This is a genomic window from Providencia sp. wls1922, from assembly GCF_009706505.1.
GTDB lineage: Bacteria > Pseudomonadota > Gammaproteobacteria > Enterobacterales > Enterobacteriaceae > Providencia > Providencia lanzhouensis.
Map to the genome: position 1 here is coordinate 40946 of NZ_WLUG01000114.1, position 18689 is coordinate 59634.

At 42.7% G+C, this 18689-nt stretch carries 15 protein-coding genes and 4 tRNA genes; 17 read left to right on the forward strand and 2 right to left on the reverse strand.

The features are described 5' to 3' along the window. Position 1: 1 nt before the first annotated feature. From proA to luxS, 14 genes are all read left to right on the forward strand, one after another. The gene (gene proA / locus GKR71_RS17515) at positions 2-1255 is read left to right on the forward strand and encodes a glutamate-5-semialdehyde dehydrogenase (protein ID WP_154634641.1); all 1254 of its coding nucleotides are present in this window, start codon (positions 2-4) and stop codon (positions 1253-1255) included. Between the two features lie 132 nt (positions 1256-1387). Beyond that, positions 1388-1885, forward strand: a complete 498-nt coding sequence (aroL, locus tag GKR71_RS17520; RefSeq protein ID WP_108479426.1) for a shikimate kinase AroL — start codon at positions 1388-1390, stop codon at positions 1883-1885. Between the two features lie 126 nt (positions 1886-2011). Continuing rightward, on the forward strand, positions 2012-4159 hold the full coding sequence (aas, locus tag GKR71_RS17525; protein ID WP_108479425.1) for a bifunctional acyl-ACP--phospholipid O-acyltransferase/long-chain-fatty-acid--ACP ligase: 2148 nt from the start codon (positions 2012-2014) through the stop codon (positions 4157-4159). A 1-nt stretch (position 4160) separates the two neighbouring features. Beyond that, positions 4161-5363, forward strand: coding sequence for a lysophospholipid transporter LplT (lplT, locus tag GKR71_RS17530; protein WP_036954211.1), 1203 nt, complete (start codon positions 4161-4163; stop codon positions 5361-5363). A gap of 14 nt (positions 5364-5377) precedes the next feature. Beyond that, positions 5378-5893: a nicotinamide-nucleotide amidase gene (gene pncC, locus GKR71_RS17535; protein ID WP_036954226.1), complete on the forward strand. Its 516-nt coding sequence runs from the start codon at positions 5378-5380 to the stop codon at positions 5891-5893. A 92-nt stretch (positions 5894-5985) separates the two neighbouring features. Beyond that, the gene (gene recA, locus GKR71_RS17540) at positions 5986-7053 is read left to right on the forward strand and encodes a recombinase RecA (protein ID WP_036954212.1); all 1068 of its coding nucleotides are present in this window, start codon (positions 5986-5988) and stop codon (positions 7051-7053) included. 325 nt (positions 7054-7378) lie between these two features. Then, the gene (alaS, locus tag GKR71_RS17545) at positions 7379-10006 is read left to right on the forward strand and encodes an alanine--tRNA ligase (protein ID WP_154634642.1); all 2628 of its coding nucleotides are present in this window, start codon (positions 7379-7381) and stop codon (positions 10004-10006) included. 225 nt (positions 10007-10231) lie between these two features. Then, positions 10232-10417 carry a carbon storage regulator CsrA gene (csrA, locus tag GKR71_RS17550; RefSeq protein WP_004264815.1) on the forward strand — a complete coding sequence of 62 codons (186 nt, stop codon included), beginning with the start codon at positions 10232-10234 and terminating at the stop codon, positions 10415-10417. Between the two features lie 438 nt (positions 10418-10855). Next, positions 10856-10948, forward strand: a tRNA-Ser gene (locus GKR71_RS17555). Positions 10949-10959: 11 nt separating this feature from the next. After that, positions 10960-11036, forward strand: a tRNA-Arg gene (locus tag GKR71_RS17560). A gap of 173 nt (positions 11037-11209) precedes the next feature. Further along, positions 11210-11286, forward strand: a tRNA-Arg gene (locus tag GKR71_RS17565). A 102-nt stretch (positions 11287-11388) separates the two neighbouring features. After that, a tRNA-Arg gene (locus GKR71_RS17570) sits at positions 11389-11465 on the forward strand. 184 nt (positions 11466-11649) lie between these two features. Further along, complete coding sequence (gshA, locus tag GKR71_RS17575) at positions 11650-13209, forward strand: glutamate--cysteine ligase (protein WP_108479422.1); 1560 nt, start codon at positions 11650-11652, stop codon at positions 13207-13209. 157 nt (positions 13210-13366) lie between these two features. Continuing rightward, entirely contained in the window at positions 13367-13882 is a 516-nt protein-coding gene (gene luxS / locus GKR71_RS17580) for an S-ribosylhomocysteine lyase (protein WP_036949818.1), read from the forward strand. An 84-nt stretch (positions 13883-13966) separates the two neighbouring features. Here the strand turns inward: luxS and GKR71_RS17585 are convergent, their stop codons facing one another. Together GKR71_RS17585 and GKR71_RS17590 are read right to left on the reverse strand one after the other, a co-directional pair. Then, entirely contained in the window at positions 13967-15253 is a 1287-nt protein-coding gene (locus tag GKR71_RS17585) for a CNNM domain-containing protein (protein ID WP_036949821.1), read from the reverse strand. Positions 15254-15298: 45 nt separating this feature from the next. Further along, entirely contained in the window at positions 15299-16090 is a 792-nt protein-coding gene (locus GKR71_RS17590; RefSeq protein ID WP_154634643.1) for a cytochrome C assembly family protein, read from the reverse strand. Positions 16091-16373: 283 nt separating this feature from the next. On the opposite strand from GKR71_RS17590, the gene ffh reads away from it, so the two are divergent. The 3 genes from ffh (at position 16374) to rimM (ending at position 18688) form a co-directional block, all read left to right on the forward strand. After that, the gene (gene ffh / locus GKR71_RS17595; protein WP_036949826.1) at positions 16374-17735 is read left to right on the forward strand and encodes a signal recognition particle protein; all 1362 of its coding nucleotides are present in this window, start codon (positions 16374-16376) and stop codon (positions 17733-17735) included. Between the two features lie 137 nt (positions 17736-17872). Next, entirely contained in the window at positions 17873-18121 is a 249-nt protein-coding gene (gene rpsP, locus GKR71_RS17600) for a 30S ribosomal protein S16 (protein WP_036949828.1), read from the forward strand. 18 nt (positions 18122-18139) lie between these two features. After that, complete coding sequence (gene rimM, locus GKR71_RS17605) at positions 18140-18688, forward strand: ribosome maturation factor RimM (protein ID WP_036949830.1); 549 nt, start codon at positions 18140-18142, stop codon at positions 18686-18688. The last annotated feature ends 1 nt before the right edge of the window (position 18689 follow it).

An 18689-nucleotide genomic window follows, 5' to 3' on the forward strand; every position in this document is an offset into this window, starting at 1 on the left:
TATGTTAGAACAAATGGGTAAAGCGGCGCGCGAAGCGTCATGGCAGTTGGCTCAATTTAATACCAAACAAAAAAATAGTGCACTTGAGCAAATTGCTGATCTCTTAGAGCAAAAGAGTGCCAGTATTTTAGCGGCTAATCAGCTGGATATGGCTCAAGCTCAACAAAGCGGTATGAGTGAGGCATTACAAGATCGTTTATTGCTGACCCAAGCGCGCTTAAAAAGCATCGCGGATGACGTCAGAAAAGTGTGCCAACTGGCTGATCCGGTAGGGCAAGTCCTTGATGGTAGCGAGTTAGATAGCGGGTTAAATTTACAACGTCGCCGTGTTCCGTTAGGGGTCATTGGAGTTATCTATGAAGCTCGTCCTAATGTCACTGTGGATGTCGCTTCTTTATGTTTAAAAACGGGAAATGCGGTCATTCTGCGTGGTGGAAAAGAGACGCATAATACCAATCTTGCGGTGGTAGAGGTTATTCAGCAAGCGCTGAAAAATAGCGGGCTGCCAGCCAATGCAGTACAGGCAATCAATAATCCGGATCGTGAATTAGTGACCCAATTGTTAAAATTGGATCGCTATGTGGATATGCTGATCCCTCGCGGTGGTGCAGGGTTACATAAACTATGTCGTGAACAATCCACGATCCCGGTGATCACTGGCGGAATTGGTGTTTGCCATACTTTTGTAGATGACTCTGTGGATTTTGATAAGGCACTAAGTGTCATTACTAATGCTAAAGTTCAGCGCCCAAGCGCATGTAATTCATTGGAAACACTGTTGGTTCATGAAAATATTGCAGCGAGTTTCTTACCGCGTTTAAGTGAGAAAATGGCTCAGCAGCAAGTGACATTACACGCCAGCGAAAAAGCAATGGCATTCTTGAAAGATGGTGTGGCTAAAGTGGTGCCTGTTCAAGCGGAAAACTTAGTTGATGAATGGTTATCTTTGGACTTGAACGTTGAAATTGTTTCAGGGATTGATGCCGCTATTGAGCATATTCGCCATTATGGTACCGCGCATTCTGACGCCATCTTAACGGAATCTATTCACCAAGCGGATTACTTTGTACAGCGTGTGGATTCAGCTGCGGTATACGTGAATGCCAGCACCCGTTTTACCGATGGTGGACAGTTTGGACTCGGTGCGGAAGTGGCTGTGAGTACCCAAAAACCCCATTCCCGTGGACCTATGGGGTTAGATGCTCTGACTACTTATAAATGGATTGGTTACGGTGATTTTTTAAGTCGACCATAATTTAATCATAATAATTTCGAGCCACACTGCGTGTGGCTTTATTTTTTAGGCTATTCGCCATTTAGGCTAACCCGCTAGAAGCATGTGTATGGCAAATTTATCATAGTAATCATGATGATGGGATGAATATAGATGTTCTACATTATTGGGCCTAGAGGCTCAGGAAAAACAACAATTGGTAAGAAACTCGCGGAAAAAACGGGTTACCAGTTTATTGACACTGACAAACTTATTTTTGAACATGCAGGAATGAGCATCGCTGACATTGTCAAGCAACAAGGTTGGAACTATTTTCGTCAGCTTGAAAGCCAAATTCTTGCTTCAATCGAACCACAAAAAGCGATTGTTTCAACAGGGGGCGGGATTATTTTAGCCTCTGAGAATCAGCAGGTTATGCGAGATAATGGAACGGTTATTTATTTACGTTCAACCCCAGAAACTCTCGCACAGCGGCTGGCGGCAGAGCCTCAAGCAGAACAGCGACCGAGCTTAACCGGAAAATCACTGCTTGAAGAAATTGAAGAGGTAATGGAGCAGCGTGATCCTATCTATTTATCGACTGCGCACCACGTTATTGATGCCAATCAATCCATTGATGCTATCATTAACCAGATCGCAAATTTGAGATAAATATTAGGTATACCAGTACCTTTAGGAATAAACCCCTTAATGAGGTGCATGGGTATCGAGATAATTATTGTAGTATCTAATTGTTAATCAATAGATAAAATTATCATCATAAGAAAGGGAATCATTATGTTGGCAAAGATAATAAAAAAAGTACTGAAGTTTTTGTTTCGTGTCGAAGTCATTGGCAACCCAAATGAGTTCAATCAAGACAAATGTATCATTACGCCAAACCATGTCTCTTTTCTTGATGGTGTGTTGATTGCGCTATTCTTACCAGTAAGACCTGTATTTGCTGTGTATAGCACGGTGGCGACGCCTAAGATGATCAAGCGTCTTAAGCCTTATGCCGATGTTGTTGCATTAGATCCAAAAAATCCATTAGGTCTCAGACACCTTGTTCGTGAAGTGGACAAAGGTCGCCCCATCGTTATTTTCCCAGAAGGCCGCATTTCTGTTCATGGCTCTTTAATGAAGATCTATGAAGGCGCTGCTTTCGTCGCTGCTAAATCAGGGGCAAAAATTGTCCCTATTCGTATTGATGGTGCTGAGCGAAGTCATTTTGGGCGCTTAAAAGGGGTTATCCCGTTAAAGTGGTTCCCGAAAATCAAGTTACATATCCTACCTGCTGAAGCCATTCCTATGCCGGATGCACCTCGTGCGGTTGAGCGCCGAGCACTAGCGGGAGAACATCTTTACCAAATCATGAAAGCGGCACGTATGGCAAGCCGCCCGCAAATGACATTAGTCGAAGCCTTTATTGATAGTATTGAGCGTTATGGACGTCGTTCTCGCTGTATTGAAGATATCGCCTTTAAAGAGGATAGCTATCAAGGATTACTAAAAAAATCCCTTGGTGTTGGACGAATTATCGAACGCTATACCCATGAAAATGAGCGTGTAGGGTTATTGCTACCCAATGCGACAGTGACCGCGGCAGCAATTTTCGGTTGTTTAATGCGTGGGCGAGTGCCTGCGATGCTGAACTACACTGCGGGGAGTCATGGGATCAGTAATGCACTGAAAGCATCGACGGCAAAAGTGGTTTTCACCTCAAGACAATTTTTGGAAAAAGGGAAGCTGACCCATATTCCTGAGCAAGTACCTGAAGCCACGTGGATTTACCTCGAAGATTTAAAAGATACTGTCACTTTCCAAGATAAATGGTGGATTGCTAAGCACTTATTTTCACCACGTAATGCGATTATTCCTCGAAATGTGGATGATGAAGCTATTGTATTGTTTACCTCTGGCTCTGAAGGAACGCCAAAAGGCGTAGTACATAGTCATCGAAGCTTAATGGCGAACGTTGAACAGATAAAAACCATTGCCGACTTTACGCCGCGTGACCGTTTTATGTCATCGCTTCCGCTATTCCATGCATTTGGATTAACGGTTGGGTTATTTATTCCACTGTTTTCGGGTAGCCGTGTTTTCCTATACCCAAGCCCATTACATTACCGAATTATTCCTGAGTTAGTGTATGACCGAAATTGTACCGTTCTGTTTGGAACCTCAACATTCTTAGGTAATTACGCACGTTTTGCCCATCCGTATGATTTTGCAAGAGTACGCTATGTTGTCGCGGGAGCCGAAAAACTGTCGGATAAAACCAAGAAAATTTGGTACGAAAAATTTGGTATTCGCATTCTTGAAGGCTACGGGGTGACTGAGTGTGCGCCGATTGTCTCTATTAATGTCCCTATGGCGGCGAAAGAAGGCTCTGTAGGACAGATTTTACCCTGTATGGAAGCCCGTATTATCCCATTGCCGGGCATTGAGCACGGCGGAAAACTTCAGCTGAAAGGCCCAAATATTATGAAGGGCTATTTACGAGTTGAAGCGCCGGGTGTGTTAGAAGAGCCAAAAGCCGAGAATGCTCAGGGCGAGATAGAGCCAGGCTGGTATGACACAGGGGATATTGTTGAGTTAGACAATAAAAACTTCTGCACTATTAAAGGACGAGTGAAGCGATTTGCTAAACTCGCTGGCGAAATGGTTTCTCTTGAAAGCATTGAACAAATGGTGGCTGAGATTTCGCCAAGTTGCGACCACGGAGTTGTGACTAAACCCGACAGTAGTAAAGGCGAAGCGTTGGTGCTATTTACCACAGATAAGGATCTTGACCGAGGCGCATTATCTGCTGCAGCGAAAAGTAAGGGTTTAACCGAATTGGCTGTTCCGCGGGATATCCGCTGGGTTAAAGCCTTACCAGTATTAGGCAGTGGAAAAACGGATTTCGTAACATTAAAACAGATGGCGTTAACAGGGGAATAATATGCAGGAGAGCACACCAAACACGCCACTGATGAGCACAGGGATGAAGGCCGTTCTGGCATCTCAGTTTCTTTCTGCGTTTGCAGATAATGCTTTATTATTCGCGATATTAGCGCAGTTAAAAGCGGAATTTTACCCAGAATGGAGCCACCCAATTCTACAAATGGTGTTTGTTTTCACCTATATTGTACTAGCACCATTTGTGGGGCAAATAGCGGATAGATTCTCAAAAGGTCGCGTGATGCTGTTTTCCAACATATTTAAATTTGTTGGAGCATTGGGGATCTGTTTAGGGGTTAATCCATTCCTATGCTATGGGTTAGTCGGTGTCGGTGCTGCGGCATATTCCCCTGCAAAATACGGTATTTTAGGCGAGTTGACTGGCGGCGATAACTTAGTCAAAGCTAACGGTTTAATGGAAGCCTCAACGATCGCCGCGATTTTAGTGGGTTCAGTGGTGGGCGGCATGCTCTCTGACATTAACCTATTATTGGCGTTGGGAACCTGCTCTTTACTGTATGCGCTAGCGGTCATTGTAAACTTTTTTATTCCACATTTAGCGGCTGCAAGACCAGGAACAGGATGGAATTTCAAACTGTTGCTGGTGGATTTTTTCTCCGCCTGTCGTATTTTATGGGCAAACCAAGAAAGCCGATTCTCCCTTGTGGGTACCAGCATGTTTTGGGGCGCAGGGGTGACATTACGTTTCTTGCTGGTGGCATGGGTGCCCGTGGCTCTTGGCTTGCAAGATAATACAACCCCGACCATTTTGAATGCGATGGTTGCAGTTGGTATTGTGGTGGGGGCAGGGTTAGCGGCGAAATTTATTACCTTAAAAACGGTTTACCGCTGTATTCCCGCAGGGATCGTGATTGGGGTTATGGTGGTTTTCTTGTCACTGCAAACCAATATTATTCCTTCATATTTTATATTGATGATATTAGGGATTTTTGGTGGGTTATTTGTAGTTCCACTGAATGCTTTGCTCCAAGAGAAAGGTAAAGAAACAGTCGGGGCAGGTAATGCCATCGCAGTACAAAATCTCGGTGAAAACAGCGCCATGCTATTAATGCTAGGGTTATATTCTCTGGCGATAAAGGTTGGGTTCTCAGTCGTGAGCGTGGGTGTCGGTTTTGGTGTAGTGTTTGCTATCGCGATTGCAGGGCTGTGGATTTGGGATCGCGCTCGTAAAAAAACAGCATAATGGTGAATAGCCAAATGATAGATGAGAAGCAACTCGAAATATTAAGTATTCAGTTAGGACAGCGTTTACTGCAACTTGATAAAACAGTGACGGCGGCAGAATCCTGTACTGGTGGATGGATTGCCAAAGTGTTGACGGATATCGCAGGCAGCTCAGCTTATTTTAACCGTGGGTTTGTAACTTACAGTAATGAAGCCAAGCATCAAATGATTGGGGTAACGAATGACTCATTAACGCGTTTTGGTGCAGTCAGTCAGCAAGTGGTTCAGGAAATGGCACTTGGCGCATTAAATGAAGCTCAAGCAGACTTTGCAATGTCAGTCAGCGGAATTGCTGGACCGGGCGGCGGGAGTGAAGATAAACCTGTCGGGACAGTTTGGTTTGGTTTTGCATTAAAGCAGGCCAATGGTACTGTGGATGTTGTGACTCGTCATCAGATATTCGAAGGTGATAGGTATCAAGTTCGTTTACAATCAACAGGTTATTCGCTGGAAACGCTTTTACAGTTAATATCTGAAAAATTTTCTTGATACTGTATGATTATACAGTATACTTAGTTCCAACAAATCGAATTCAATCGTTTTATTCGCAATGGTTACCACCATTGCCTTAGGGAGTGAACATGGCTATTGATGAAAACAAACAAAAAGCACTTGCTGCGGCATTAGGTCAAATCGAAAAGCAATTCGGTAAAGGCTCCATTATGCGTCTTGGTGAAGACCGCACAATGGATGTTGAAACCATTTCAACAGGCTCTTTATCTCTTGACGTTGCTTTAGGTGCGGGTGGTTTGCCATTAGGGCGTATTGTTGAAATCTACGGTCCTGAATCTTCCGGTAAAACGACATTAACTTTGCAAGTTATTGCCGCAGCACAACGTAGTGGTAAAACGTGTGCATTTATTGATGCTGAGCACGCACTTGACCCTATCTATGCGAAAAAATTAGGCGTTGATATTGATAATCTCCTGTGTTCCCAACCAGATACTGGTGAGCAAGCGTTAGAAATCTGTGATGCATTAACTCGCTCTGGTGCAGTAGACGTGATCATCGTTGACTCCGTTGCAGCATTAACACCAAAAGCTGAAATTGAAGGCGAAATTGGTGATTCTCATATGGGCCTTGCGGCGCGTATGATGAGTCAAGCAATGCGTAAATTAGCGGGTAACCTGAAAAACTCAAATACCTTGCTGATTTTCATCAACCAGATCCGTATGAAGATTGGTGTGATGTTTGGTAACCCAGAAACTACGACTGGTGGTAACGCACTGAAATTCTATGCTTCTGTCCGTTTAGATATCCGCCGTATTGGTGCAGTGAAAAACGGTGAAGAAATTGTTGGTAGCGAAACTCGCGTTAAAGTTGTGAAAAACAAAGTTGCAGCGCCATTTAAACAAGCTGAATTCCAAATCCTTTATGGTGAAGGTATCAATACCTTCGGTGAGCTGATTGACTTAGGTGTTAAACATAAGCTGATTGAAAAAGCGGGTGCTTGGTACAGCTATAACGGCGACAAAATTGGTCAAGGTAAAGCGAACTCGACAACTTACCTGAAAGAACACCCTGAAGTTGCACAAGAAATTGATAAAAAGCTGCGTGATTTATTATTAAACCACACAGGTGAATTTAACAGTGCAGCAACTGATTTCATCAGTGATTCTGATGAAGAAGAAGTTCCAGAAGAATTTTAATTCAACGCTAACTTGTTGAAATAAGCTGATATCAAAAGCGCCATTCTTAATTGATTGGCGCTTTTTTGTATCTGCCTATCACAATAATAGTTTATTGAACAGTTTTTCTGTGGAAAAATACCCTAGCCAGAGGTATAAACATACTTTCAGAAAATATTCAGACGCTTTACAATGAAAGCCGCGAATGGATGTATCTATATTTTACTTCTATACAAAGAGACTTTATCTTATCAGTCACTTTTTAATCGGAGAGTTGATTAGAGGTGATGCTACATTCCATCTCAACAATTCGTAATTCTGTTTCCAGCTTGATATCGGGATAAATATGAGTAAAAGCACCGCTGAGATCCGTCAAGCGTTTCTCGACTTTTTCCATACGAAAGGTCATCAGGTGGTAGCCAGCAGTTCGCTAGTGCCAAATAATGACCCAACACTATTGTTCACTAACGCAGGGATGAACCAGTTCAAAGATGTATTTCTTGGTCTGGATAAACGAGCATATTCCCGAGCGACAACCGCACAACGTTGTGTACGTGCAGGTGGTAAACATAACGACTTAGAAAACGTGGGCTATACAGCTCGCCACCACACATTCTTTGAAATGTTAGGTAACTTTAGCTTCGGTGATTACTTTAAGCACGACGCTATTCGCTTTGCATGGGAACTTTTAACCAGCGAACAATGGTTTAACCTGCCAAAAGAAAAACTGTGGGTTACTGTATACGCGACTGACGATGAAGCTTACGATATTTGGAACAAAGAAATTGGTGTTCCTGTTGAGCGTATTATTCGTATCGGTGACAACAAAGGTGCTCCTTACGCCTCTGACAACTTCTGGCAGATGGGTGACACAGGGCCTTGCGGACCATGTACCGAAATTTTCTTTGACCATGGCGATCACATCTGGGGTGGCCCTCCAGGAAGTCCAGAAGAAGATGGCGACCGCTATATTGAAATCTGGAACCTCGTCTTTATGCAGTTCAACCGTCAATCTGACGGTACCATGGAACCACTACCAAAACCTTCTGTAGATACAGGTATGGGGCTGGAACGTATTTCTGCGGTTCTGCAACACGTAAATTCGAACTATGAAATCGATATTTTCCGTGAACTGATTGCTGCAGCAGCAGAAGTGACAGGTGCAACTGACTTGTCCAACAAATCTCTGCGCGTTATTGCTGACCATATTCGTTCATGCGCATTCTTAGTGAGTGATGGTGTCATTCCATCAAACGAAGGTCGTGGTTACGTTTTACGTCGTATTATTCGTCGTGCGGTACGTCATGGGTACATGCTGGGCGCGAAAGAAACGTTCTTCTATAAATTAGTTTCTACCCTAATTAAAGTGATGGGACCTGCTGCGGAAGAGCTACAGCGTCAACAAGCTTTAGTTAAGAAAGTATTAAAAACGGAAGAAGAACAGTTTGCGCGTACTTTAGAACGTGGTCTGCAATTATTAGATGACGAGCTGGTAACACTGAAAGGCGATACGCTAGACGGTGAAACGGCATTCCGTCTCTATGATACTTATGGATTCCCGCTAGATTTAACGGCTGATGTTTGTCGCGAGCGCAATCTTAAAGTGGATGAAGAAGGCTTTGAGCGTGCAATGGAAGATCAGCGTCGTCGTGCGAGAGAATCAAGCGGCTTTGGCGCAGACTATAACGCACTGATTAAAGTTGACAAACACAGTGAATTCTCAGGCTATCAGCATGATGAACAGCAAGCGACTATCACTGCATTATATAAAGATGGTCAGCCAGTTGATTCCCTGCAAGCGGGAGATGAAGGTTTAGTCATTTTAGATAAAACCGCATTCTACGCAGAATCAGGCGGTCAAGTTGGTGATACTGGTGTTCTTAAAAATGACAGCGCTAACTTTACGGTTACTGATACTCAAAAATATGGTCAAGCAATTGGTCATGTAGGTAAAGTTGAATCTGGCTCATTAGTTGTTAACCATCGAATTGCGGCTATAGTCAATAGTGAAAGACGTAATGCTATTCGCCTAAACCACTCGGCGACTCACTTATTACATGCCGCATTACGCCAAGTCTTAGGCGAGCACGTTTCTCAAAAAGGCTCGTTGGTGAATGACAAGTATCTCCGTTTTGACTTCTCTCATTTTGAAGCGATGACACAACAGCAACTGCGTCAAGTGGAAGATATTGTGAACGCGCAGATCCGTCAAAACTCAGAAATTGAAACTGAGTTGATGGATTTAGAGGGTGCGAAAGCGAAAGGGGCTATGGCATTATTCGGTGAAAAATATGAAGAGCGAGTACGTGTTCTGAGTATGGGGGATTTCTCCATCGAATTATGTGGTGGTACACATGCTAGCCGCACAGGGGATATTGGTTTATTCAGTATCTTAAGTGAGTCAGGTACCGCTGCTGGGGTTCGTCGTATCGAAGCGACAACTGGCGCAACTGCAATGGAGCACTTACATGCTCAATCAGAACAACTTTCTGCTATTGCTCATCTATTAAAAGGTGATGCAAATAGCCTAGTTGAGAAAGTTAAAGCTGCATTGGAAAAATCACGAAATCTTGAAAAAGAGATTTTGCAATTAAAAGATCAGCAAGCCTCTCAAGAAAGTGCTTCACTAGGTAGTAAAGCGAAAGATGTTAAAGGTATCAAACTATTAGTTAGTCAATTAAGCGATACTGATCCTAAACTATTGAGAACAATGGTCGATGATCTAAAAAATCAGCTGAAATCGGCGATTATCGTGCTTTCAACCACAAGTGGTGATAAAGTCAGTATAATTGTTGGTGTGACTAATGATTTGACTGCTAAAATTAAAGCAGGTGATTTGGTATCCTATGTTGCTCAGCAAGTAGGCGGTAAAGGTGGCGGTCGACCAGACATGGCGATGGCTGGAGGTACTGACGTAAGCGCATTACCAACAGCGATGGAAAGTGTCGAACAATGGGTTGATTCGAAACTGTAATTGCTGCGAAGTTACCCCATTTTAATGGGGTAACTTTAATCTGTTGCAGCATTGTTAATATGTTGCCGGTAGTGTTATATTTTGCTTGTAAATAATTAGAATTATTGCCTTGATGGCATCAATGCTTTAGGTGAATGTCATTGCTTTACGTTTTCACGGTGTGTGATGGACAATAGCGGGGAATACCTAGAGACCCGACTCTTTTAATATTTCAAGGAGCAAAGAATGCTTATTCTGACTCGTCGAGTTGGTGAAACACTCATGATAGGCGATGAGGTAACAGTGACCGTATTGGGCGTAAAAGGCAACCAAGTACGTATTGGTGTTAATGCCCCAAAAGAAGTTTCTGTTCACCGTGAAGAAATTTATCAACGGATCCAGGCCGAAAAGACTCAACCAGACAATCAATAATAATGAATAAGCGTCCAGTGAGTTATCACACAGCAATCATGGGCGCTTGTCTTTCCCCTTTTTATCTTTAGTAATTCCTTAATCTTTCTATTTTTTAATTGGCTTAACACATTATGTTGGTGTTGAGCGCTATCTCTTTGAATGAATCCACCTTTCTTTCTGTACTATTTTTATGCCACTAAGCTATGTGCTATCAACTTTCTCTATTTTTTTCTGAATTTTTTATAATAAGAGTGAAGATAATAAAGGGGCAAAAAAGCACGGAAATATTGCTTTTTCGGTGTTAAACTAATCATCTTGCTTGTGAAATGTGCAAACGATCATTGGAATGCAAAAAGTTTGGAAAAATTGTTTGACTTCTAAGTCTAGGAAAGTAATATGTGCGCCACACAGAGACGAGATGTTTAAACAAAAACAAATCGTATGTGACTAAAATATGGTGAGGTGGCCGAGAGGCTGAAGGCGCTCCCCTGCTAAGGGAGTATGCGGTCAAAAGCTGCATCGAGGGTTCGAATCCCTCCCTCACCGCCATTTTAGGCTCTGCATCCGTAGCTCAGCTGGATAGAGTACTCGGCTACGAACCGAGCGGTCGGAGGTTCGAATCCTCCCGGATGCACCATTTTCTACCTTATAAGCAAAGCTGATAGGGTGATGTTTTGGTTTATAGCGAACTGAAACGAAAGTAGTTTAGATTTAATATGGTTCTTAAAGCTAATAAGATTTATAACCATAAATATTGAAGTAGATTTTGATTAAGCAGTATTGAGAGAGAAGTACGTATTGCACTAAAATGCATCCGTAGCTCAGCTGGATAGAGTACTCGGCTACGAACCGAGCGGTCGGAGGTTCGAATCCTCCCGGATGCACCATCTCTTAAACATTTCTGTTAGTATCAACAATTCTGTCATCAATTTCATAAATAAAAATTACTGCTGTAGTCATACAGCATCGATTGATAATCGACAAATTTTGCATCCGTAGCTCAGCTGGATAGAGTACTCGGCTACGAACCGAGCGGTCGGAGGTTCGAATCCTCCCGGATGCACCATCATTAAAAACTCCTCAATTTGAGGAGTTTTTTTTTGCCTAAAATCCTAACTTACTATCTTCCTTCCTTTTCTTTCTGTTTTCTCATCGGGTAAACCACACATCTAGACAGCGACAATTTATGTGATTTAAGCTAAAGTAATCACCTTATTAAAATAAAACTAAATCACAGGCGGGAGGTCGATTTGATCCCGGACGTATCAAAAGCGCTCTCATGGTTAGAAGCGCACCCGGAAATTCTCAATGGCATTCAACGTGGTATTGAACGTGAAACACTACGCGTGACACCTCAAGGTGCGTTAGCCGAGACATTGCATCCAGATGAGCTGGGGAAAGCCCTTACCCATAAATGGATCACCACGGATTTTGCGGAATCCTTACTCGAATTTATTACTCCTGTAGATAAAAGCATTAGCCACAACTTGGCTTTTTTGCGAGATCTACATCGCTATACGGCACGTCATTTACAAAATGAAAGAATGTGGCCGTTAAGTATGCCTTGCTTTATTGCAAGTGAAGATAAGATCACGCTGGCGCAATACGGTAGCTCCAATGTGGGGCAGTTTAAAACACTGTATCGTGAAGGGTTAAAAAACCGCTATGGGGCATTAATGCAAACCATCGCGGGGGTTCACTATAACTTCTCATTCCCAATTGAGTTTTGGAAGGCGTGGGCGGGTGTTGAAGACGCAGAAAGCGGAAAGGAAAAAATTTCTGAAGGCTATTTACGCCTAATCAGAAACTACTATCGCTTTGGTTGGGTGATTCCATACTTATTTGGTGCATCTCCCGCTATTTGCGGCTCTTTCTTGAAGAACAGAGAAACCTCACTGAATTTTAATAAAACTGAGTGTGGTACTTATTATCTGCCTTATGCAACCTCATTGAGAATGAGTGATTTAGGTTACACCAATAAATCTCAGAGTGATTTAAATATTACGTTTAACCACCTTGATGAATATGTGGAAAATCTGAAGAAAGCTATTCATAAGCCTTCTACTGAATTTGAGAAGTTGGGCGTGAAAAAAGATGGCAAGTACGTTCAGCTGAACACTAATGTGTTACAAATCGAGAATGAGCTATATGCACCAATTCGTCCGAAGCGTGTACCACAAGGGAATGAATCGCCTTCTGATGCATTATTACGTGGCGGTATCGAATATATTGAAGTTCGCTCCCTTGATATCAACCCATTTAGTCCGATTGGGGTTAATGAAACCCAAGCTCGCTTTGTGGATTTATTCCTCATCTGGTGCGTGCTTGCAGATGCCCCGGAAATGAATGTTCAAGAGTTGGATTGCTGTCGCAAAAACTGGAACCGCGTGATCCTTGAAGGTCGTAAGCCGGAACAGGTGATAGGCTTTGGTTGTGGTAGCGAGCTTAAGCCATTGGTTGAAGTGGGACAAACGCTGTTTAAAGATCTGATCCGTGTGGCTGAAGTCTTAGATACCTGCTGTGATGCCAAATACAAAGATGTGTGCCATCAGTTTGTCGCCATGTTTGAAGATCCAAACTTGACCTATTCAGCGCTGGTGATGGACGAAATGCTGGAAAAAGGTATTGGTGGTTATGGGTTAGAATTAGCTGAAAAATATTATCAGCAGTTAATTAATGAACCTTATGAAGTGATCACTGAAGAGCAGTTTGAACAGGCGCGTTTGGCTTCAATTGAGAAACAAAAGCGAATGGAGCAGGATCAGAGCGAAAGCTTTGAAGAGTATCTTAAGATCCACGCTGGACGCTAAAAGAAAATGGCCACAACAAGGTGGCCAAACAAAAAATCTTTTAAAGAATTAGGGATGATAACAAATTGCGCGTCTTTCACATATTAAGACTCTGCATTTTTGGATTAGTTTCATTTTTTTTCAAAATTATTTTTTTTATTTTTATGGAGGTCATGAAATGCCGTTATTAGACAGTTTTACTGTGGATCATACGCGTATGGCTGCTCCTGCTGTTCGTGTAGCGAAAACGATGACAACGCCTCATGGGGATACTATCACTGTATTCGATTTACGCTTTACAGTCCCAAATAAAGAAGCAATGACAGAAAAAGGAACACATACCCTAGAGCACCTTTTTGCTGGCTTCATGCGAGATCACCTTAATGGTAACGGTGTTGAAATCATCGATATTTCGCCAATGGGATGCCGTACAGGCTTCTATATGAGCTTGATTGGTCAACCGGATGAACAGCGTGTTGCTAACGCCTGGAAGGCTGCTATGCAGGATGTGCTGCATGTGCAAGATCAAAATAAGATCCCAGAGCTTAATGTGTACCAATGTGGTACTTACAAGATGCACTCTCTTGAAGAAGCTCAGCAAATTGCTCGCAGTGTGCTTGCGAAGGATATTCTCGTCAATAAAAACGATGAGCTTGCATTGCCAGAAGAAAAGCTTGCCCAGCTTCACGTTTAATTATTGAAAAAGATAGACTAAAAAGCCTTAAAATCACCGATCAATTGGTCAGGTTTTTAAGGCTTTTTCCATTGAAATGAACAATTAAAATTCAGGGGCTTGTGAGTCAAAACCGAGCGGAGTGATTTTTACCTGCTTGATAATATTATCGCTGATCACTAAAACTTCGATAACATAGTGACCAACAACTATTTGTTCTTCAGGCTGTGGAATATCACCTAATACCTCTAAAACCATCCCATTAACGGTTCTAGGACCATCAATAGGAAGGTTCCAATCAAATGCTTTATTCAGGTCACGAATGTTTGCTGTTCCATCCACAAGGACGCTGCCGTCGCTCTGAGGCATGACTTCTTCAGCTAGAGAAGGCGACATTGATGTTGTGAAATCACCGACAATTTCTTCCAAAATATCTTCTACGGTGATCAAACCTTGGATCTCACCATACTCATCAACGATGATGCCAAGCTTCTCTTTTTTATGCTGGAAATTAACCAACTGAACGTTGAGTGGCGTACTATTGGGAATGAAATAGATACTATCGGCGGCTTTGATCAAATTCTGCTTGTTGAACTCACGTTTCTCTACCATCAATCGATAAGCTTCTCGCACACGCAAAATACCAATCAAATCATCAAGAGAATCACGATACAGGACAATACGTCCATGAGGGGAATGAGTGAGCTGCCTAACAATCGACTTCCAATCATCATTAATATCGATCCCCACAATTTCATTACGTGGCAGCATAATATCGCCAACGGTGACTTTGTCTAAATCAAGAATCGAAATCAGCATGTCTTGATTACGGCGGCTGAGCTTGTTTTTGGACTCATGAACAATGGTACGCAACTCTTCTTTATTGACCGCATCATTACGAGTATTTGAGACATTTATCCCACAGCAACGCATAAAAAGGGCAGAAATAGTATTAAACGCCCACACGACAGGTAGCATGATTTTTTGCAGTGGTGTAAGAATAAAGCTACTAGGAAAGGCAATACGTTCTGGATACAGTGCCGCAATGGTTTTTGGCATCACTTCTGCAAATAGCAGAATAACAAATGTGAGCACGCCAGTTGCAATGGCGACACCCATATTGCCATATAAGCGGATCCCGATAATGGTCGCGAGAGCAGAGGCAACAATGTTGATTAGGTTGTTACCAATCAATACTAAGCCCAGTAAGCGGTCGGGATGGCGTAGTAGTTTTTCAACACGGATAGCGGAGCGATTACCTTGTTTCGCTAAATGTTTTAACCGATAACGGTTCAACGTCATCATACTGGTTTCTGACGCTGAAAAATAAGCGGATAAAAAAATTAAAACAATCAGTATGATGATTAGAGTACCAGTAGATACTTCATCCAAAACAAGGTTCCTTTTTTATAACAGCCGTTTAAAGCTAAAATGGCTCTACGCCATGGTTAATTGCTGAATCAATCGATTACCAAAAAACGCCAAGGTAAGGATAAGTGAACCGCCCACATGGAAAAAGAGGACGCGTTTGCCTCGCCATCCACCATGAAAATGTCCCCACAGCAAAATAACGTAAACAAACCAAGCAATGACGGAGAGTACGGATTTGTGGATATTCTCTTTATCAAAAATGTTATCCATATAAATAAAGCCCGTGCACAGTGTTAAGGTCAAGAGAATGACTCCCACCTGAGTGACGTGAAACATTTTGCGTTCAATGACCATCATTGGCGGCATATCAGGGCTAAATTTCAGAATTTTGTTTTTAAGTTGGTAGTCAATAATGGCAACTTGAAATGCATATAACGCCGCGATAAGCAACGTAGCATAGCTTAATAATGCTAAGCCAATATGGACAAATAATGGGGTGCTTGCCTCTAAATGAGTGATAAACTCACCCGGCATAATTGTAGATAAAATCAGGTTAATAATCGCGAAACTATACACAATAGGGGTTAAGTACCACGCGCGCCCTAAATAGGAAACCACGGTCATAATCAAACACATTAAGAGGCTGACAGAGGAGCCTAAATTTAAGAGGGTGAGATTTTGCCCGCTGGCTTCACTAAAAATTTGTAATTTCAATGTGATTGCGTGAGTAACCATCGCCACGATAGCTAATAAAATAGCCAATCGACGATAAAGAGCTTGCTTGCGCACTTGTCCGGGAACGATCAGCAGCGGACTGACCATGTATGTACAAACTGCTATGACTGCAAATACGGGCATAGTATAGTGTCGTTATTCATTTTAAGTGGATAGTAATTAACTAGTATAACCCGTGCAAGTGTAGGCTCCAACTATTGGTATGACGTATCGCTGTATATTCTTTACTAATCGCTCATTTAGGCTAACTAAACGAAGCAGCGAAACCCCATCAAGTGTGATACAATCGGCGACCAACACAGCGTTGAATTGTGCCGTGGCTATCTTGAGTTTGCCCTTGAAATACAGCGCGCGAGTAACCAAATAAGGCTACATATAGGCCCATAACAGAATTGAGCTAAGACACATGTTTGATAATTTAACTGACAGACTATCGCGCACTTTGCGCAATATCAGCGGGCGTGGACGTCTGACTGATGACAATATTAAAGATACATTACGCGAAGTTCGCATGGCGTTACTGGAAGCCGACGTTGCTTTGCCAGTCGTCCGTGAATTTATTCAAAAAGTCAAAGAAAGTGCTGTTGGTCAAGACGTTAATAAAAGCCTAACACCGGGTCAAGAGTTCATTAAAATTGTTCAAAATGAACTGACCCGCGCAATGGGTGAAGAGAATCACCAGCTGAATTTATCTGCTCAGCCTCCAGCTGTTGTGTTGATGGCAGGTTTGCAAGGTGCGGGTAAAACAACCAGCGTTGCAAAACTGGGTAAATTATTAAAAGAAAAGCAAAAGAAAAAAGTCTTAGTGGTTTCTGCCGACGTTTATCGCCCTGCGGCGATCAAACAGTTAGAAACTTTAGCACAAGCGGTTGGCGTTGATTTCTTCCCATCTGAAGTCCAAGAAAAGCCAGCGGCAATTGTTCAAAAAGCCTTAAAACACGCACAATTACAATTCTACGATGTATTGTTAGTGGATACCGCTGGTCGTTTACATGTTGATGAAGCGATGATGGAGGAGATCCAAGAAGTCCATCGTATAATCAATCCAGTTGAAACCTTGTTTGTGGTTGATGCCATGACGGGGCAAGATGCGGCAAACACAGCGAAAGCCTTTAACGAAGCATTGCCATTAACAGGGGTTGTTTTAACCAAAGTTGACGGTGATGCGCGTGGTGGTGCTGCATTATCTATCCGCTCCATTACTGGTAAGCCAATCAAATTCTTAGGGGTTGGCGAAAAAACTGACGCCCTTGAGCCATTCCATCCAGAGCGCGTGGCTTCACGTATTTTAGGTATGGGAGATGTGTTATCTCTGATTGAAGAGATTGAACACAAAGTTGACCGTGATGAAGCAGAGAAATTAGCGAAGAAGCTGAAAACAGGGGATACCTTTGATTTCAATGACTTCTTAAATCAGCTAAAACAGATGCGTAATATGGGCGGAATGACCAGCATGTTGAGTAAGATGCCTGGTATGTCCCAGTTACCGGATGCGGTTAAATCCCAAATGGATGACAAAATTACTATCCGTATGGAAGCGATGATCCAATCCATGACGCGTAAAGAACGCGAAAAACCAGAGATTATCAAAGGATCGCGTAAGCGTCGTATTGCTGCGGGTTCTGGAACCACAGTACAAGAGGTTAATAAACTCTTAAAACAGTTTGATGATATGCAGCGCATGATGAAAAAGATGAAAAAAGGCGGTCTCGCCAAGATGATGCGCGGTATGAAGGGTATGATGCCTCCGGGTTTTCCGGGGCGTTAAGCAATAAAGCCTGAAACAAAAGTGTACTTTTGATTGATTTTTGCGTCAAAGTGAGTAAACTTTTCGGGCTTTTTATATGACAGCCGGACTCTATCCCTCGATGGAGTCTGGTTGTTTTGTTAACTAATGAGGATGTTATGGTAACAATTCGTTTATCTCGTGGCGGCGCTAAAAAACGTCCGTTCTACCAAATCGTTGTAACCGATAGCCGCAATGCGCGTGACGGTCGTTTCATTGAGCGTATCGGTTTCTTCAACCCGATCGCTGCAGGTCAAGCAGAAGAACTGCGTTTAGACCTGGACCGTATTGAGCATTGGGTTGGCTTAGGCGCAACTGTTTCTGACCGTGTTGCACAACTGGTCAAACAAGCTAAAAAAGTAGCTTAATCTGTCACGGTGGTAACAATGAGCAAGCAAACTAAACTACTGCCTCCTGCGAACCCAATTGTATTGGGCAAATTAGGCGCGGCATACGGTATTCGTGGTTGGCTCAAAGTTTTTTCCTCCACCGAACATGCTGAAAGTATTTTTGATTATCAACCTTGGTTTATCCAACGCTCTGGTCAATGGCAACATATTGAAATAGAAGATTGGAAACATCATAACAAAGATATCATCGTCAAGCTCAAAGGGGTCGAAGACCGTGATGCAGCTGCTCTATTGACCAATTTTGAAATTGCGGTTGATTCAACCCAACTTCCTGATTTGGACAACGACGAATACTACTGGAAAGACCTTATGGGCTGCCATGTAGTGACGTCTGAGGGTTATGACCTTGGTACTGTCATTGATATGATGGAAACGGGATCGAATGACGTTCTCGTCATCAAGGCAAATTTAAAAGATGCATTTGGCATCAAGGAGCGGTTGGTTCCGTTTCTTGATGGGCAGGTTATCAAGAAAGTCGATCTCTCCACCAAAACTATTGAAGTGGAGTGGGATCCTGGTTTTTAAA

Excerpts from the sequence above, each read along its gene's own strand:
- rpsP (WP_036949828.1), top strand. The coding sequence starts at position 17,873 with ATGGTAACAATTCGTTTATCTCGTGGCGGCGCTAAAAAACGTCCGTTC.
- GKR71_RS17590 (WP_154634643.1), bottom strand. The coding sequence starts at position 16,090 with ATGCCCGTATTTGCAGTCATAGCAGTTTGTACATACATGGTCAGTCCG.
- ffh (WP_036949826.1), top strand. The coding sequence starts at position 16,374 with ATGTTTGATAATTTAACTGACAGACTATCGCGCACTTTGCGCAATATC.
- alaS (WP_154634642.1), top strand. The coding sequence starts at position 7,379 with ATGAGTAAAAGCACCGCTGAGATCCGTCAAGCGTTTCTCGACTTTTTC.
- rimM (WP_036949830.1), top strand. The coding sequence starts at position 18,140 with ATGAGCAAGCAAACTAAACTACTGCCTCCTGCGAACCCAATTGTATTG.
- pncC (WP_036954226.1), top strand. The coding sequence starts at position 5,378 with ATGATAGATGAGAAGCAACTCGAAATATTAAGTATTCAGTTAGGACAG.
- proA (WP_154634641.1), top strand. The coding sequence starts at position 2 with ATGTTAGAACAAATGGGTAAAGCGGCGCGCGAAGCGTCATGGCAGTTG.
- aas (WP_108479425.1), top strand. The coding sequence starts at position 2,012 with ATGTTGGCAAAGATAATAAAAAAAGTACTGAAGTTTTTGTTTCGTGTC.
- csrA (WP_004264815.1), top strand. The coding sequence starts at position 10,232 with ATGCTTATTCTGACTCGTCGAGTTGGTGAAACACTCATGATAGGCGAT.
- aroL (WP_108479426.1), top strand. The coding sequence starts at position 1,388 with ATGTTCTACATTATTGGGCCTAGAGGCTCAGGAAAAACAACAATTGGT.
- lplT (WP_036954211.1), top strand. The coding sequence starts at position 4,161 with ATGCAGGAGAGCACACCAAACACGCCACTGATGAGCACAGGGATGAAG.
- luxS (WP_036949818.1), top strand. The coding sequence starts at position 13,367 with ATGCCGTTATTAGACAGTTTTACTGTGGATCATACGCGTATGGCTGCT.
- recA (WP_036954212.1), top strand. The coding sequence starts at position 5,986 with ATGGCTATTGATGAAAACAAACAAAAAGCACTTGCTGCGGCATTAGGT.